The 14,003-nt window shown below is 70.2% G+C and carries 12 protein-coding genes; 9 read left to right on the forward strand and 3 right to left on the reverse strand.

The window, feature by feature from the left end; all coding sequences use genetic code 11:
* Positions 1-8: 8 nt before the first annotated feature.
* Positions 9-965, reverse strand: a complete 957-nt coding sequence (locus tag OG194_RS37285; protein ID WP_327405147.1) for an ABC transporter substrate-binding protein — start codon at positions 963-965, stop codon at positions 9-11.
* Between the two features lie 421 nt (positions 966-1,386).
* Between OG194_RS37285 and OG194_RS37290 the strand changes: the two genes are divergently transcribed.
* The 9 genes from OG194_RS37290 to OG194_RS37330 all read left to right on the forward strand — a co-directional run bounded on the left by OG194_RS37290 (position 1,387) and on the right by OG194_RS37330 (position 11,409).
* A complete protein-coding gene (locus OG194_RS37290) occupies positions 1,387-2,244 on the forward strand; it encodes an amino acid ABC transporter permease (RefSeq protein ID WP_327405148.1) in 858 nt (285 codons plus the stop codon).
* Positions 2,241-4,019 carry an FAD/NAD(P)-binding protein gene (locus OG194_RS37295; protein WP_327405149.1) on the forward strand — a complete coding sequence of 593 codons (1,779 nt, stop codon included), beginning with the start codon at positions 2,241-2,243 and terminating at the stop codon, positions 4,017-4,019. Before OG194_RS37290 ends, OG194_RS37295 begins: the two co-directional genes overlap by 4 nt.
* Positions 4,020-4,062: 43 nt before the next feature.
* Positions 4,063-4,824 carry an amino acid ABC transporter ATP-binding protein gene (locus OG194_RS37300; protein ID WP_327405150.1) on the forward strand — a complete coding sequence of 254 codons (762 nt, stop codon included), beginning with the start codon at positions 4,063-4,065 and terminating at the stop codon, positions 4,822-4,824.
* 24 nt (positions 4,825-4,848) lie between these two features.
* Entirely contained in the window at positions 4,849-5,925 is a 1,077-nt protein-coding gene (locus OG194_RS37305) for an LLM class flavin-dependent oxidoreductase (RefSeq protein ID WP_327405151.1), read from the forward strand.
* Entirely contained in the window at positions 5,922-7,232 is a 1,311-nt protein-coding gene (locus tag OG194_RS37310; protein ID WP_327405152.1) for an NtaA/DmoA family FMN-dependent monooxygenase, read from the forward strand. The genes OG194_RS37305 and OG194_RS37310 overlap by 4 nt, the downstream gene beginning before the upstream one ends.
* 12 nt (positions 7,233-7,244) lie before the next feature.
* Positions 7,245-7,886, forward strand: coding sequence for a DUF1684 domain-containing protein (locus OG194_RS37315; protein ID WP_327405153.1), 642 nt, complete (start codon positions 7,245-7,247; stop codon positions 7,884-7,886).
* Between the two features lie 241 nt (positions 7,887-8,127).
* Positions 8,128-9,027, forward strand: coding sequence for a S1 family peptidase (locus OG194_RS37320; protein WP_327405154.1), 900 nt, complete (start codon positions 8,128-8,130; stop codon positions 9,025-9,027).
* A 160-nt stretch (positions 9,028-9,187) separates the two neighbouring features.
* Entirely contained in the window at positions 9,188-10,096 is a 909-nt protein-coding gene (locus OG194_RS37325; protein WP_327407340.1) for a slipin family protein, read from the forward strand.
* Positions 10,097-10,326: 230 nt separating this feature from the next.
* Entirely contained in the window at positions 10,327-11,409 is a 1,083-nt protein-coding gene (locus OG194_RS37330; RefSeq protein ID WP_327405155.1) for a S1 family peptidase, read from the forward strand.
* A gap of 78 nt (positions 11,410-11,487) precedes the next feature.
* Here OG194_RS37330 and OG194_RS37335 read toward each other — a convergent pair whose 3' ends face one another.
* Together OG194_RS37335 and OG194_RS37340 are read right to left on the reverse strand one after the other, a co-directional pair.
* Positions 11,488-12,687: an AAA family ATPase gene (locus OG194_RS37335; RefSeq protein ID WP_327405156.1), complete on the reverse strand. Its 1,200-nt coding sequence runs from the start codon at positions 12,685-12,687 to the stop codon at positions 11,488-11,490.
* Positions 12,684-13,766 (reverse strand): DUF3533 domain-containing protein, encoded by a 1,083-nt coding sequence (locus OG194_RS37340; protein ID WP_327405157.1) that lies wholly within the window; start codon positions 13,764-13,766, stop codon positions 12,684-12,686. Before OG194_RS37340 ends, OG194_RS37335 begins: the two co-directional genes overlap by 4 nt.
* Positions 13,767-14,003: the final 237 nt, after the last annotated feature.

The following is a 14,003-nucleotide window of genomic DNA, read 5'->3' on the forward strand; positions in this document are numbered from 1 at the left end:
CTGTACGCCTAGTTCTTCAGTTCCGGCGGCGAGATCTGCGACTTCGCGATCGCCGAGCCCGTCGTTCCCCACTTCTTGAGGATCTTGTCGTACGTGCCGTCCGCGATGAGCTTGTTCACCGCGGCCCGGAAGGCCGGGGCCAGCTTCGTGCCCTTCTTGAAGGCGAAGCCGACGTCCAGGCGGTGGAACTCGTTGAGGAACTTGACGCCGGTCTGCTGGGCGACGGCGTAGCGGAGGCCGTTGATCGTGGACATCACGATGTCGCTGCGGCCCTGTTGGAGGGACGACCAGATCGCGCCGGACTCGCCGTAGGTCTGCACGCTGTACGCCTTCTTGCCGGCGTCCGTGCAGACCTTCTTGTTCTCCTCAAGGGTGGCCTCGAAGGTGGTGCCCGCGCCGGTCGCGACGTTCAGGCCGCACAGCTGCCCGATGTCGGTGATCTTGGCGAGCTTGCTGTCCTTGCGGGTGGCGAAGCCCTGGCCGTCGTTGATGTAGGTGACGAAGTCGATCGTCCTGCGGCGTTCGTCGGTCACGCCGAAGTTGCTGGCGCCGAAGTCGTACTTGCCGCTGTCGAGGGCCGGCAGGATCGCCTCGAAGCTGGCCTGTTCCGTCTTGAGCTTGATGCCGAGGACCTTCGCCACGGCGTCCGCGAAGTCGACGTCCTGGCCGGTCAGCGTCTTGCCGTCGTCCAGGTACGTGGTGCCGGGTGGCGTGCCGCCGACGGCCACCGCCACGGTCAGGCTCGTGGTGCCTGAGGGCAGCAATCCGGCCGCCGCCGCGTCCTTCGGGATGGCCGAGACGACGTCCGTGGTGGGGATCTTGTCGGCCTTGGCCGCCGCCGCGTTCGCCGTGGTGCCGCTCGCGTCGTCCGAGCCGGAACCGCAGGCCGTGAGGAGCAGGGCCGCCGAGGTGATCAGGGCAAAGGGTGCGAAATGCCGATAACGGGTGCGCGTGGGCGTACGCATCGTGTGCGGTCTCCTGAGAGCAAGAGTGAGCAGAACCCGAGGGGAGGGTGAGGGGTGCGCGTGTGAAGGCGAAGAAGAGTGCGGGGGAGAACGCGAGAAACGCCCGATCAGGCGGGAGAACCGGGGATCAGGGCGTGCAGTGGGTCAGCTCAACAGGAGGAAGACCACACTCGACCGAAGTCGATGTGGGAGCGCTTGACCAGCCACTGCTGTGGATGCATGGGGTAAGTGGAACAGGCATCCGGTTGGGCGTCAACCGACTTGAGACGTACCGCTCACAGTATGGACAGCCTTGACAGCGAGGGGAAACGGCGCCGTACCCTCGGTGCACGGCCCTGCTGAGGGGCTCGGCCGTACGTCGCCACGCGGCGTTCCGTGTGAAGGCATTACCCGTGTTCGACCGACGTCACGGAGTCTTCGCATGTCTTCCCACACCCTTGCCAAAGCGTCCGCCGCACCGGACATACCGGAGCCGGCCGACTCCCCGCGGATCGTCCCGCAGCGCCGGCTCGGCCAGTGGACGGCCGCCGTCGCCGTACTGATCCTGCTCGGGCTGGCCGTCAGCTCCGTCGTCCGCAACAAGGCGTTCCAGTGGGGCGTGGTAGGCGACTACTTCACCTCGGACTCCGTACTGCGCGGCCTGTGGCTCACCCTGTGGCTGACGGCCGTGGTGATGGTGCTCGGCTTCGTCCTCGGCGCACTGCTCGCGGCGGCCCGGCTGTCCGCCAACCCCGTGCTGCGCGGCGTCAGTTGGGGCTACGTCTGGCTGTTCCGGTCGATCCCGATCCTGGTGCAGCTGCTGCTCTGGTTCAACATCGGGGCGTTGTACCCGCAGTTGCTCGGTGTGAAGACGGTCGATCTGTTCACTCCGATCGCGGTCGCGATCATCGGACTCACCCTGCACGAGGCGGCCTACGCCGCCGAGGTCGTCCGGGGCGGCATCCTCTCCGTCGACCGCGGCCAGGTCGAGGCCGCGCAGGCACTCGGGCTGAGCCGGTGGCGCCGCTGGTGGCGGATCGTGCTGCCGCAGGCGATGCGCTCCATCGTGCCGCCCGCGGGGAACATGCTGATCGGCACCCTCAAGGGCACCTCGATCGTCAGCGTCATCGCCGTCCAGGACCTGCTGTTCTCGGCCCAGTTGATCTATCACCGCACCTACCAGGTGATCCCGCTGCTGATGGTCGCCACCATCTGGTACACCGTCGTCACCTCGGTGCTCAGCGTCGGTCAGTACTACGTCGAGAAGCACTACGCGCGCGGTTCGGAGCGCAGCCGATGAGCGCGGACAGGCGGACCCTTGTGATCGTCGGGGCCGGGCCGCGGGGGACCGGTCTCATCGAACGCATCGCCGCCAACGCGGCCGAGCTGTACGGCGGTTCGGACTCCGACGGCGGTCTCGACATCCATCTCGTCGACCCCCATCCGCCGGGCGCCGGACGCATCTGGCGCGCGGCCCAGTCCCCGCTGCTGTGGATGAACTCGCACGCCGAGGACGTCACCATGTTCACCGACGAGACGGTGGTCATGGACGGTCCGGTACGCCCCGGCCCCACCCTGCACGAATGGGCAGCCATCGAGGGCACCACCTTCGCCGACCGCCAACTCCAGGGCTCCTACCTGCGCTGGGTGCACAAGGAGTCCGTGGCCGCGCTCCCGCCGGGCGTCACCGTCCACCACCACCCGCGACGGGCCCTCAGGATCGGCGGCCCGCGCGACGGACGCCAGCAGGTGTGGCTGGAGGGCGGCCCGAGCCCGCTCCCCGCCGACCTCGTCGTCCTCGCCCTCGGCCACCTCGACGCCGAACTCGACGAGGACCAGCGTGAGTTGGCGGCGTACGCGCGCGCCCACGACCTGGTCCACCTGCCGCCCGACTTCACCGCCGACAGCGATCTCTCCGCCCTCGCCCCCGGCGAACCCGTCCTCGTCCGCGGCTTCGGCCTCGCCTTCGTCGACCTGATGGTGCTGCTCACGGAGGGGAGGGGCGGGCGCTACGACGGCGACACCTACGTCCCCTCGGGCAAGGAGCCGGTGCTGTACGTCGGGTCGCGGCGCGGAGTGCCGTACCACTCGAAGATCGGTTACGAGTGGAGCGGCGAACGGCCGCCGCTGCCACGGTTCTTCGGGCCCGCCGAGGTCGACGCGGTACTCGCGCTGCCGGGCGGATTCGACTTCCGGCGGGACGTATGGCCCCTGATCGAGAAGGAGTTGGGGTTCGCGCACTACCACCGGCTGTTCGGTGTGCACCCCGAGCGGACGAGCATCGCCTGGACCGACTTCGAGGAGAAGTACGCGGCCGGGGAGGCGGCGGACCGCGAGGCCCTCGTGGCGTCCGCGGTGCCCGACCCCGCCGACCGGCTCGACCTCGCGGCACTCGACCACCCGCTGGACGGGGTGCGGTACGCGTCGCACGAGGAGTTCCAGGACGGGCTACGGGCCTATGTGGAAGGCGATCTGAGTCGCCGTCATGATCCCTCCAACAGCCCCGACCTGTCCGTCTTCCTCGGACTGCTCTCCGTCTACGGGCAGTTGATCCGGCTCGGGGACGTCGGGCCCTGGTGGCACGGCTTCTTCAGCTATCTCGCCTCCGGGCCGCCCGGACCCCGGCTGCGCCAACTGCTCGCGCTGTCCCGGGCCGGCGTCGTGCGGTTCGTCGGCGCGGACATGGCAGTGGCCGCCGAGGACGGGGTGTTCCGGGCGTCGAGCGCGACCGTGCCGGGTGTGACGATCGAGGCGCGGGCGCTGGTCGAGGCGCGGCTGCCGGAGCCCACGGTCGGGCGGTCCGTCGACCCGCTGCTGCGTCAACTGCACGACGACGGGGCCGTGGTGGAGAGTCCCGAAGGGCTGCTGCGGGTGGACCGGACCGACGGGCGGATCCTCGGCCGGGACGGGCAGCCGCATCCCCGGCGGTTCGCGCTCGGGCCCTACACCGACGTACGGACGCCCGGCGCCTTCACCCGGCCGCGCACCGGCGGCCCCGCCTTCCGGCAGAACGACGCCACCGCCCGGGCCGTACTGGAGTTCCTGCGGGACCTCGCGTGTCGGGCCACCTCGTAGCCCTCGACCGCCAACTCCGCTGCCAGTACAAGGGATTCACACCATGACCGTCATGGTCGACATCAGGTCCGTCCACAAGAGTTTCGGGTCGCTCGACGTGCTCAAGGGCATCGACCTCGCCGTGCGCGCGGGCGAAGTCACCGTGATCCTGGGCCCGTCCGGGTCCGGCAAGTCGACGCTGCTGCGCACCATCAACCACCTGGAGAAGGTCGACCAGGGCACGATCAGCGTCGACGGCACACTCGTCGGCTACCGGCGCTCCGGCGACAAGCTGTACGAACTGCGCGAGCGCGAGGTACTGAAGCAGCGCACCCGGATCGGGTTCGTGTTCCAGAACTTCAACCTCTTCCCGCACCTCACCGTGCTGGACAACATCATCGAGGCACCGGTCTCCGCGCTGAAACGCCCCCGCAAGGCGGCAGTCGAGAGCGCGCGCCGACTCCTCGACCGGGTGGGGCTCGCCGACAAGGCCGACGCCTACCCGAAACAGCTCTCCGGCGGTCAGCAGCAGCGGGTCGCGATCGCCCGCGCGCTCGCCCTGGAGCCGAGACTGCTGCTCTTCGACGAACCGACCTCCGCGCTCGACCCCGAGCTGGTCGGTGAAGTCCTCGACGTCATCAAGGACTTGGCCCACCAGGGCACCACGATGATCGTCGTCACCCACGAGATCGGCTTCGCCCGCGAGGTCGCCGACACCGTCGTCTTCATGGACGACGGGCGGATCGTCGAGCAGGGCACCCCGACCGACGTACTCGACCGACCCCGGCACGAACGCACCCGGACCTTCCTGTCCAAGGTGCTGTGACGTGCGCAGAAAGGGACTCCCCACATGACCTCCTCGCACGGCCGGGGCCTGCATCTGGCCGCCGCCGTCGACCAGCGGTCGGCCTACGACGCCGACTCCTACGTCGAGTTGGCGCGGCTCGCCGAGAGCGGCGGCCTCGACTTCGTGACGCTCGACGACACCTTCGCTCGCCCCGGACCCGACGCCCTCGCCGTCCTGTCCCGTGTCGCCCCGGCGACCGGCCGGATCGGTCTGGTGCCCACCGTGACCGTCACACACACCGAGCCCTTCCAGGTGCAGGCCGCGGTCGCGACCCTCGACTGGGTCAGCCGGGGCCGGGCCGGCTGGCGGCTCGACGTGTCGACCACCGAGGGCGAGGCCCGCCTCTTCGGCCGCCGGCACGCCGCGCCCGCCGACGCGTTGTGGGCGGAGGTCGGTGAAGTCGCCGAGGTGGCCGCCCAGTTGTGGGACAGCTGGGAGGACGACGCCGAGATACGGGACACGGCCACCGGCCGCTTCGTCGACCGCGACAGGCTGCACCACGTCGACTTCCAGGGCTCCGAGTTCTCGGTCAAGGGCCCCTCGATCGTGCCCAGACCACCGCAGGGCCACCCGGTCCGCGTGGTCGACGCCACCGAGGGCCAGGCCCGGCGGACGGCCGCCCGGTACGCCGATGTGGCCCTCGTCCGCGCGGCGAGTTCCGCGCAGGCCGGGTCCGTACGGGCCGAACTGCGGGCGTCCGCCGAGAAGTTCGGCCGCGATCCCGACACCCTGCGAGTCCTGGCGAGCCTCGTCGTCGACCTCGGCGACGGCGAGCACGCGGCCGAGCCGGGCCACGGCGGGGGCGGCCCCCGGCAGACCGCGCACGGCCCGTTGTACCGGGGTGGTCCCGTCGACCTCGCGGAGCTGATCGCCGGCTGGCACGGCGACCGTACCGTCGACGGCTTCCACCTCACCCCCGTCGAACCCCGCCGCGACCTGGAGCGGCTCGTCAACGGTACGGTCGCGCTGCTCCAACACCGGGGCCTGTTCCGCACGTTCTACCCGGGCAGCACGCTCAGGGAGCACCTGGGCCTGGCCCGGCCCGCCAACCGGTACGCCGTGACCGGGGGAGCGTCATGACCGTACGGAGGCCTTCTCGCAAGCAGATCCATCTGGCCGCGCACTTCCCCGGCGTCAACAGCACCACCGTGTGGGCCGATCCGCGGTCGAAGTCCCAGATCGCCTTCTCCTCCTTCGAGCATCTCGCCCGCACCGCCGAACGCGGCCGTTTCGACTTCTTCTTCCTCGCCGAGGGGCTGCGACTGCGCGAACACAAGGGCCGTATCCACGACTTGGACGTCGTCGGCCGCCCCGAGTCCCTCACGGTCCTGAACGCGCTCGCCGCCGTCACCGAGCGGATCGGGCTGGCCGCCACGGTCAACGCGACCTTCAACGAGCCGTACGAACTCGCCCGCAGACTCGCCACGTTGGACCACCTCAGCGCGGGCCGCGCCGCCTGGAACGTGGTGACCTCCTCCGACGCCTTCACCGGCGAGAACTTCCGGCGCGGGGGATACCTCGACCGCGCGGACCGCTACTCCCGAGCGGCCGAATTCGTCGACGTGGCAAGGGAGTTGTGGGACTCCTGGACCCCCGACGGACTGTCCCGCCCCTTCGCCCACCGGGGTCAACACTTCGACATCGCGGGCGAGTTCACCGTGCCGCGCTCACCGCAGGGGCACCCGGTCGTCATCCAGGCCGGGGACTCGGGGGAGGGCCGGGAGTTCGCGGCCCGGACCGCCGACGTCATCTTCACCAGGCACGGCACGCTGGAGGACGGCCGCGCCTTCTACGCCGACGTGAAGGGACGCCTCGCGAAGTACGGCCGTAGCGAGGACGATCTCAAGATCATGCCCGGTGTCGGCGTCGTCCTCGGCGACACCGCCGCCGAGGCGGAGGAGCGGGCAGCCGAGATCCGGCGGCAGCAGGTCTCCCCGCAGAACGCGGTCCTCGCCCTGGAACAGATCTGGGGCACGGACCTCTCCTCCTACGACCCCGACGGCCCGTTCCCCGACTTCGACCCGGTGCCGGATTCGTCGCTCACCCAGGGGCGGACCCGGCGCGGCGACACCGTCGCGATGGCCGAGAAGTGGCGGGCACTGTCCCGCGAGAAGGGGCTGTCCATCCGGCAGACCGTGATCGAGACGAGCGGCCGGCAGTCCTTCATCGGCACCCCGGAGGCGGTCGCCGCCGAACTGGAGACCTTCGTACGACAGGACGCAGCCGACGGCTTCATCCTCGTCCCGCATCTCACCCCCGGCGGCCTCGACGAGTTCGTGGACCGGGTGGTGCCGCTGCTCCAGGAACGTGGCGCGTTCCGCACGGAATACCGGGGCACGACCCTGCGCTCACATCTCGGGCTCCCCGACCCGGCCGGGAAGGGGTGACACGAGCGGCGGATGGAGACCGTGTCTGCTCCCTATGGCCCCCTCGCCCTCACCGGCACGCACTGGCTGGAGGACTACCCGGACGGTCACCTTCCGGATATCCCCGGCGTATGGGTCCTAGACGGCGACGCGGGCGCTCTCACCGTGCCGGCGGACGAACGGACGGGACCGACCCGCGACGGGGAACCCTTCACCGGCTCGGTCCGCCTCGGCGCGGACACCGGCCCGGTGAGCACGGCCCGCGTCGGGCTCGGCGGGCGCCGGCCGGTCGTCCTGGTCGGCGAGGGCGTCTGGGGCGTGCGCGACTACGACCCCGGCACGGCGGACGGTGTCGAACGCGGGCTCGGGGTCGCGGGTGAACTCGCCTTCCGGCTCGACGGGTTGGAGGTGACCTCGCAGGTGGCGGTGCAGGACGACGGCACGTTGTGGGCGGTGTTCGCCGACTCCACGGGCGGGGACGGCAGTTACCGGTTCCCGTTCCTGTACCCGGCGGCGCCCGACGCGGAGGGGCGCACGACGGTCGACTTCAACCGGGCCGTGCTCCCGCCGTGCGCGTTCGCCGACCATTTCATCTGCCCTTTCCCGCCGCCCGGGAATACGCTGGGCCTCGCGATCGAGGCGGGGGAGCGCGTCCTTCGGCAGACGGTGCGTTGACCTGCGGCGGGCCGCATTTCGGTCCACTGCGTTCGGGTGATCAACTCGCGTAGATCGTGGGCCAGTTGAAGGTCGTACGGCCGAAAGGCGCCCTTGCGCCCATCGGCCGGGCGGCCGAATACTCCCCCACAGCGCTTGTCAGGGGCACGGCGTGTTCGGAAACCGGACGCCCGACCCTGACTGCGCCTCACGGGCCCCGACCCCACGCGGGCCCCCGAATTCCCCTAGGAGGGAACGAAACGTGAGGATCAAGCGCACCACCCCGCGCAGCGGAATCGCGAGACGGACCAGGCTGATCGCCGTGGCCACCGGATTCGCCGCCGCTGCCGCGTTCGCCGTCCCCACCGCGAGCGCCAGTGACGCCCGGACGTTCAGCGCGACCCAGCTCTCCGCGGCCAACTCGTCCGTGCTCAAGGCCGATGTCCCGGGCACCGCCTGGGCGGTCGACAGCACGACGAACCGTGTCGTCGTCACCGTCGACAGCACGGTCTCCCAGGCCGAGATCGCGAAGATCAAGTCGCAGGCGGGCAGTACCGCCGACGCGATCACGATCAAGCACACGGCCGGTCAGTTCAAGAAGCTGATCACCGGTGGCGACGCCATCTACGGCGGTGCGTACCGCTGTTCGCTCGGCTTCAACGTGCACAGCGGGAGCACGTACTACTTCCTGACCGCGGGCCACTGCGGTGAGGTCGCCTCCACCTGGTACTCCAACTCGGGGCACACCACGACGCTGGGCACGAACGTCGGCTACAGCTTCCCGACCAACGACTTCGCGCTGGTCAAGTACACCAACACCTCGATCGCGCACCCGAGCGCGGTCGGCAGCCAGACCATCTCCAGCGCGGCCACGCCGAGCGTGGGCACGACCGTCTACCGTCGTGGCTCCACCACGGGCACGCACAGCGGCCGGGTCACCGCCCTGAACGCCACCGTCAACTACGGCAGCGGCGACATCGTGTACCAGATGATCCAGACCACCGTCTGCGCCGAAGGCGGCGACAGCGGCGGTCCTCTGTACGGCGGCACCGTGGCCTACGGTCTGACCTCGGGCGGCAGCGGCGACTGCACCTCCGGCGGCACGACCTTCTTCCAGCCGGTCACCGAGGCGCTGAGCTACTACGGCGTGAGCGTCGGCTGACGCCCGCCTGAATCACTTCCGCTCCGGACTGCAGCCGGTAGCGGGTGAGCCCCCGTACGCAACTCGCGTGCGGGGGCTCGCTCTTGTGCGGCACACGGAGTTACCGTCGTGGTATCGGAGCAAGCACCTGATGCGCCACGTCGGACCCTGGGGGGCCGTGATGGTCGAGGAGCTGGTGACGGCGGGAGTGACACTCGCGTCCGTCGGAGTGGTGTACACGATGGCGGCCGCGCGGGTCGTCAAACAGTACGAGCGGGGCGTGGTGTTCCGGCTCGGCAGACTGCGGCCCGAAGTGCGCGGGGCCGGCTTCACGATGGTCGTCCCGTTCGTGGACAAGCTCCGCAAGGTCAACATGCAGATCGTGACGATGCCCGTGCCCGCGCAGGAGGGCATCACCCGCGACAACGTGACGGTCCGGGTGGACGCGGTCGTCTATTTCAAGGTCATCGACGCGGCGGACGCGTTGGTGCAGGTCGAGGACTACCGGTTCGCCGTCTCGCAGATGGCGCAGACCTCGCTGCGGTCGATCATCGGCAAGAGCGACCTCGACGATCTGCTCTCCAACCGCGAAAAGCTCAACCAGGGCCTGGAGTTGATGATCGACAGCCCGTCCGTCGGCTGGGGCGTGCAGATCGACCGGGTCGAGATCAAGGACGTGTCGTTGCCGGAGACGATGAAGCGCTCGATGGCCCGGCAGGCCGAGGCCGACCGTGAGCGGCGGGCCCGGATCATCAACGCGGACGCCGAGTTGCAGGCCTCGAAGAAGCTGGCGGAGGCCGCCGGGGTGATGTCCGAACAGCCTGCCGCACTCCAACTCCGGCTGCTGCAAACGGTGGTGGCGGTCGCGGCCGAGAAGAACTCGACGCTCGTGCTGCCGTTCCCGGTCGAGCTGCTGCGGTTCCTGGAGCGAGCGGCACCGGCTCCGGCCGCACCTGCCGCGCCCGCAGCGCCCGTTGCTCCCGCGGCGCCGGTTGCCGCTGTGGCGCCGCAACCGGTGCAGGAGCAACTTCCGCCCGCCGAGCCCCAGTCGGATCCGGACTCCGGTGGAGCGATTTCAAGACAGGACTAGACCTCACTGGCTGATGAGCGGTGCTCGCACCCAGTGTTTGCAGTGCGAACGGCCTGGGATGACCGTGAACATTCAAAGCGAGGGGGCGTGCAACCGCTTTACGCGCACGACCTGAAGTCGACCTTGTGCGCTCCCTGTGCGATTAGGAAGAGTAGGCGCTCGTCAACCTACCTTTCGGCCGGTCGGGTCCCCATAACCTGGCGGGCCGACCCCCCACAGGAGGACACGAGTTGAAGCACCGACGCATACCCAGGCGACGGGTGGCCGTGGCAGGCGCGGGCATAGCCGCACTTGTCGTCGCGGGAGTCACCTTGCAGAGTGCGAACGCCAGCGAGACCACGCGGGCGGCCGCACCCCACACCCTCTCGGCCCTCGCGGCCGGAAAGCTCGCCTCGACGCTCGGCGAGAACCTCGGCACCGACGCGGCCGGCACGTTCTACGACGCGAAGACCAAGAGCCTCGTGGTCAACGTGCTCGACCGGACGGCCGCCGACACCGTCGAGGCGGCCGGCGCCAAGGCGAGAATCGTCGAGAACTCCCTCGCCGAGCTGACGAGCGCCCGTACGACCCTCAAGCAGGACGCGACCATCCCCGGCACCTCGTGGGCGACCGACCCGACCACCAACAAGGTCGTCGTCACCGCGGACCGCACGGTCTCCGACGCCGAGTGGACCAAGCTCGGCAAGGTCGTCGACGGGCTCGGCGGCAAGGCCGAACTCCAGCGCACCAAGGGGGAGTTCAAGCCCTTCATCGCAGGTGGCGACGCCATCTCCGGCTCGGGCGGGCGGTGTTCGCTCGGCTTCAACGTGGTCAAGGGCGGCGCGCCGTACTTCATCACCGCCGGGCACTGCACCGAGGCCATCTCCACCTGGTCCGACTCCAGCGGCAACCAGATCGGCACGAACGAGCAGTCCAGCTTCCCGGACAACGACTTCGGCCTGGTCAAGTACACCTCGGACGTCGCCCACCCGAGCGCGGTCGACCTCTACAACGGCTCCTCGCAGACCATCACCCACGCCGCCGACGCCACCGTCGGCGAGAAGGTGACCCGCAGCGGCTCGACGACCCAGGTGCACACCGGCACGGTCACCGGCCTGGACGCCACCGTGAACTACGGCAACGGCGACATCGTCAACGGCCTGATCCAGACCGACGTCTGCGCCGAGCCCGGTGACAGCGGCGGCTCGCTGTTCGACGGCGACGCGGCGATCGGCCTCACCTCCGGCGGCAGCGGCGACTGCACCTCGGGCGGCGAGACCTTCTTCCAGCCGGTCACCGAGGCACTGTCGACGTTCGGGGCGCAGATCGGCTGACCTGCCCGTACGGCACCGTGAAGTCCCGTCCCCGCGCGTGAGGGGGCGGGACTTTCGCGCACGGACCGGGGGTTGGGCTCAGCGCGTGGGCCAGTACCACAGCGGTTCGTCGAGCGGGCCCTCGCGGCCCGCCACCGTCGTCTGCCCGAACTCCTTCACCAGCTCTATGGAGTTGACGTCGAGACGGTGCCGTATCGCGCCCTTCTGGAGGGCGTCCGCGAGCGGTCGGGCGTGGGTGACCACGACGATCTGGGTGTCCTTGGTGGCGGTGAGGATCAGATCGGCGAGCGGCGGGATCAGGTCCGGGTGGAGGCTCGTCTCCGGCTCGTTCAGCACGAGCAGCGACGGGGGCCGGGGCGTCAACAGGGCCGCCGCCCACAGGAGATAGCGCAGGGTGCCGTCCGACAGCTCGGCGGCGGTGAGCGCGCGCAGCAACCCGTGCTGGCGCAGGGCGAGTTGGAAACGGCCGCCGAGGTCGGCGATGTGGACCTGGCTGCCGGGGAAGGCCGCGTCCACGGCCGTGTCCAGCGCCTCGGCGTCGCCGACCTCGCGGATCGTCTGCAGGGCGGCGGCCAGATCGGAGCCGTCACCGCTGAGCACGGGTGTGCGCGTGCCGATCTGGGCAGCGCGGGCCGGCGCGTCCGCGTCGGTGCGGACATGGTCGTAGAACCGCCAGGACCTGATGAACTCCCGTACCGCCAGGACGTCGGGTGCGTGCTGGGGGTCGGCCAGTTCGCCGAGCATGCTGTCGTACGGGCGCAGGGTGCCGTGGGCGCGGGACCAGCCGCCGCCCGCGCCGCGCAGCTTGACGGCGGCTCCCGCGCGGTCGGAGAGCACCGAGGCCGGGCGCAGGACGGGGCCGCTCCAGATGGACTCGCGTTTGATCTCCGGGTCGAGGTTGAACATGGACGCCACGCGGTCGGTCCCCGGGGACGGGCTGGGGTGCCCGAAGTCGATCGCGTACCCGAACTCGTCGCCCGCGAAGCCCAGTTGCAGACTGACCGGGCCCGAGCGGACCGTGCCCTGCACGGGATGTCTGCCCTCGCGCACCGCGCGGCCGATCTTCTCCGGGCCCGCCCACAGGACCGACGGCAGCCCGCCCTCCTGGGCGAGCGCGGCGACGGCGCCGCCGCGCGCGGACGCGGCGAGCAGGCGCAGCGAGCGGTAGAGGCTCGACTTGCCCGTGCCGTTCGCCCCCGTGATCACGTTCAGTCGCGTCAGCGGGACGATCAGGCGGCGCAGGGAGCGGTAGTTCTCGACGGCGAGGGTGCTGATCATGCGTCCAGGGTTGCAGACGGGTCTGACAGTCCCGGTCGGTCCAGGAGGTCCTCGTGCTTCCGGCGCAGCGTCGCCGCCAGCAGGGTGACCACGATCCCGGCGAGTGCCCAGGCCGACAGGACGAGCAGCGGGCCGGTGACGGCGCTGCCCTTGAAGTAGGCGATCGAGCGCGCCACCCAGGTGCCGGCGCCCGGTGGCAGGGCGGGCCCGATCGCGTTCCAGAACGGCGGCAGCAGCGGCAGCGGGAAGGCACCGCCCGCGCTCGGGTTGCCCGCGATCACCACCAGCAGGATCGCGAGACCGATGCCCACGACCCCGAAGACCCCCTGGAGGGCCAGGGTCGCCGCTCCCACGGCGAACGTGATCAGCGCGCCGAGCCCCCAGAACGCCATGACACTGCCCGGCAGCGCGCCCAGGACCGGCCCGACGATCACCGCGCCGCCGAGACCACCGACGATCGCGACCAGCGCCATGGTGACCAGCCGGATCACCGCGCGGCGCGGGTTGGCGGGCCGGGCGCCGGTGCTGATCGCCAGGATCGAGGCGCACAGATAGCCGCCGACACACCAGCCGACGACCAGGTAGAACGACGACAGCCCGTCGAAGTCCTGGGACGAGGCCGGCGCCACGTCCACCGTCCGGACCGTGCGCTGCTCGGTCCTCTCCAGGGTGGCGGTGATGGTCTCCAGGGTGGTCGCGAGGACGGTGCCGCCGCCGGTGGCGACCAGGAGCGTGTCCGTGGTGCCGCGCGGGTCGATGACGAGGGCGCCGTCGATGTCACGGTCCAGGATCTGCCTCCGCGCGGTCGCCGCGTCGGACACCGCGCGCGGGTCGAGCGGTGAGCCGGGCAGCCGCTTCAGCCGGGCCACCGTCTGCTCGGCCGTGACCTGCGGGGCGACGACCCCGAAAGACACATCCCGGGGCTTCGGATTGTGCAGCGCCCCTACGTAGGAGGCGATGAAGAGCAGCTGAAGCGCGACCACACCGACGACGAGCAGGCCGGCCCGCAGGGTGACCGCGTCCTTCACCTCACCGAAGAAGGACGTACGGGACGTACCGGCACCCGGGGTCTCTGTCATGTCCCCACGGTCTCGGCGGCGGGGTCTTCACGCAGGCGGGAAGGGGCCGAACGGATGTCGTACGTGTGTTCGGAAAGTATTTCTCCGCCAACTGCCCGGCCTGGGCGGGGAGCTGACGGAGTGGTGTCTGTTTCGGCCACCGCACACCTCCCCAAGGAATCGTTTGCATGTTCGAATGAGGTCGCTGACCGGGGCTGATGGGGCTAGAGTAATCGAACGGGCGTGCGATGAACATAT

Origin of the sequence: Streptomyces sp. NBC_01288 (genome assembly GCF_035982055.1) — a bacterium.
Taxonomy (GTDB): domain Bacteria; phylum Actinomycetota; class Actinomycetes; order Streptomycetales; family Streptomycetaceae; genus Streptomyces.